Origin of the sequence: Bacillus sp. HY001 (assembly GCF_007558965.1) — a bacterium.
Lineage (GTDB): Bacteria > Bacillota > Bacilli > Bacillales > Bacillaceae_G > Bacillus_A > Bacillus_A mobilis.
The window spans coordinates 1-2,323 of record NZ_VLTE01000109.1 but is presented as its reverse complement, the minus strand read 5'-3'; the positions used below and the strand labels follow the sequence as shown (position 1 = coordinate 2,323).

Genomic DNA, 2,323 nt, shown 5'->3' with positions numbered 1-2,323 from the left:
ACCCTTTCTAGCTAGCTTTTTAGAAAGAATAACGTTTTTTGTCACTTGGGGGTAGTGAAAATTCTTAAGTTGATGGGCATGGGGTCCTACCAACAAAAAGCGCAAAACATACGCTAGGCAAAATTTAACATGACGAAACTGTTGAGTGACAATAAAGTTCTTTCCTTACCAATAAAGTTGTTTACTAATCGGTTTGTTTTATTACAATAAAGTCGTTTGCTTTTACCATAAGGTTGATAAATCAACTGTTTGAACGCATAAAAGTAAACAACTATTTTTATGCATTTGGCGAAAATCTAAAAAATGGGGTTGCCAGCAAGATTTCTTCAGGAGGCTCTCTTGTGCTAAACAGCCAGGCCAAGTACCTTATTTCACGATAACGGTTGATCAATTCCAGCACTTCTCCGACTTTGTTTTCCTTCATCAATCTCTCGCTGAACAAAATGGCAGAGATTTGTCCCAAGTTTAAGCGTTGTTGTGATGTACTGTACAAATCATTTGCCGCCTCCGTAAACGAGGAACCTTCGCCTTTGCCCACCCAAACCGGGGGCTGCTCCGCTTTTTGCTGTCCCTCCAGCTTGGCCACTGTCGAGAAATCAAGCAATTGCACATACAAGGTGTATTGGCCATCGACATAGTCTATTCCAACAGCCGTAGCATAGTTCATGTTTTGCACTTCATATCTGCTCCAGCAACCGGTAAGGGTGAGAAGAAGGAAAAGTGCAACCATACTTTTATATCTCCTCATTTATGCCTGTCCCCTTGCCTTGTAGAATCTCGTGTCTTCAACATGTCCGGTCGAGTGTTTCGCTATGGCCAAGGTAATCGAAACAAAGCGTTGGCCAAGTCTTTAAATGGAGGTGATATTGGGGCCAAGTAAGGCAAGCCGCATGAACGCAATGAGGCTAAATGGCTGAGCACAATAAATAATCCAAGAAAGAAGCCATAAATGCCAAGCGTGGCAGACAGAATGAAAAGAAAAAAGCGTAAGGTACTAATCGTTCCAGCCAATGATAGGCTCGATAAAGTTGAACCAAAGATTTGTGTAATTGCTCCGATGACAACGATACCTGGGGATAAGGATCCAGCACGAATGGCCGCATCCCCCAGGATAAGTCCTCCTACAACCGTTACCGTGGAGCCGACCGCAGAAGGCAATCGGATACCAGCTTCCCGCAGGATTTCTAAGAAGAGAAGTGCAATAAACATTTCAACTGCCACATCAAAAGGGATTCCCAACCGGTTAATCCCCAAAGTGGCAAGTAGATAATAGGGCAGCTGATCTTGATGATAGGAAAGAATGGCAACAAAAAATGCAGGAAGCAGTAGCGATACGGACAAGCCAAGTAAACGAAGCGTTTGACCAAATGTAGCTGCCAAAGCAGTAAAGTGGATATCTTCGGGTGCTTTCACAAGCAAAAATAAATTGGCAGGCGCAATCAACGCAGCCGGTGTACCATCCACAATCAACGCTACACGCCCATTGAGCATACAGTTCACGGTAAAGTCTGCTCTGCCTGTATACCCCATCAAAGGAAACAATGCTTTTGTCGGTTCCATTAATTCTTCTAGCTGAGTGGCGCTAAATGCTCCGTCAATGTGAAGATCATCTAATTTATTCTTTACATCTTGAACAATCTTAGGATCAACAATGTCACGCATGTAAAGAATTGCAACGGTTGTTTTCGTGCGAACGCCTACTTTTTTCGTTTCATAAACCATGCTGGTTGATTTGATTCGTTTCCGAATTAACGCCACATTGACTCCCACTTCTTCCACAAATCCATCCTTTGGCCCCCGTACCGAAAGCATTCGCATCATCTGTACGTTCTTTCAAGCTGCGCGTAATATCTGCTGTTCTACTCATTTTAATTTGCAGGCCTTCATAATGGTTTTCCAAGAGATTTCGGATGCTACGGGAAATATTTAAGGTAATTTCTTTTTCCTGCATCCCATTGCCAATAGCTCCTGGGTCCATTCTCCCGTGACCAGGATCTAAATATAATTTAAACATTTTACACCACCTCGTACAAATAAAATATGATCGAAGAGTAACGGAGGTATAGGAATTCGTCTGAGATACATATAAAAATAGGTGATGATAGGCATTACATTTCATTGAATCAGATGATTTATTTTAAAGCTAAGAAATTTTCCAAATACGAGACCATATGTATGAGCAGCAATTAATGTTCCATATTTTTCGTGGGTCAGGCAAACTCTTGTTCATCTAGACAGTAGGCTGATTGATTATTGATGCTTCTTTCTTAACAAAACACCTAAGTGATTCTCTGTGCATATACTGTATCATTACTACAGGATT

The 2,323-nt window shown here is 41.7% G+C and carries 3 protein-coding genes; all 3 read right to left on the bottom strand.

Annotation, left to right across the window (positions count from 1 at the left end):
• Positions 1–277: 277 nt before the first annotated feature.
• The 3 genes from FOT98_RS28360 to FOT98_RS28350 all read right to left on the bottom strand — a co-directional run bounded on the left by FOT98_RS28360 (position 278) and on the right by FOT98_RS28350 (position 2,014).
• Positions 278–730: a Ger(x)C family spore germination protein gene (locus FOT98_RS28360; protein WP_000226102.1), complete on the bottom strand. Its 453-nt coding sequence runs from the start codon at positions 728–730 to the stop codon at positions 278–280.
• Between the two features lie 80 nt (positions 731–810).
• The gene (locus tag FOT98_RS28355; protein ID WP_228271847.1) at positions 811–1,779 is read right to left on the bottom strand and encodes a spore germination protein; all 969 of its coding nucleotides are present in this window, start codon (positions 1,777–1,779) and stop codon (positions 811–813) included.
• Positions 1,712–2,014 (bottom strand): N-acetylmuramoyl-L-alanine amidase family protein, encoded by a 303-nt coding sequence (locus FOT98_RS28350; protein WP_002073809.1) that lies wholly within the window; start codon positions 2,012–2,014, stop codon positions 1,712–1,714. The genes FOT98_RS28355 and FOT98_RS28350 overlap by 68 nt, the downstream gene beginning before the upstream one ends.
• Between the last annotated feature and the right edge of the window lie 309 nt (positions 2,015–2,323).

Coding starts and splice junctions, on each gene's coding strand:
- FOT98_RS28360 (WP_000226102.1), bottom strand. CDS start 730: ATGGTTGCACTTTTCCTTCTTCTCACCCTTACCGGTTGCTGGAGCAGA.
- FOT98_RS28350 (WP_002073809.1), bottom strand. CDS start 2,014: ATGTTTAAATTATATTTAGATCCTGGTCACGGGAGAATGGACCCAGGA.